1 protein-coding gene is annotated in these 286 nt (G+C 37.8%); it reads left to right on the top strand.

All coding sequences use genetic code 11. The features are described from left to right. On the top strand, positions 1-286 hold a 286-nt coding region (locus ACSG5Z_RS31900), incomplete at both ends, for an FAD-dependent oxidoreductase (protein WP_435712955.1).

The raw sequence follows: 286 nt of genomic DNA, 5'->3' as shown, positions 1-286 counted from the left end.
GTTATAAACCAATCGAAATTCCAGTATTCAAATACTCTAAACGTGTTTTCAACTCTACACGTGCTTTAAGCTTACCTGAAATTCCTAAAAAACTTGTTGTATTCTGCGGCGGTTACATCGGTATGGAATTAGGAACTGCATATGCTAACTTCGGTACAGAAGTTACTGTAGTAGAAGCTGGCGACGAAATCTTAGCTGGTTTCGAAAAAGCTATGAGCTCTGTAGTTAAACGTGCTCTTCAAAAGAAAGGTAACGTAAATATCCTTACAAAAGCTATGGCTAAAGG

Origin of the sequence: Bacillus pretiosus, from assembly GCF_051294775.1 — a bacterium.
Classification (GTDB): domain Bacteria; phylum Bacillota; class Bacilli; order Bacillales; family Bacillaceae_G; genus Bacillus_A; species Bacillus_A wiedmannii.
This window is presented reverse-complemented; position numbering and strand designations above follow the sequence as displayed.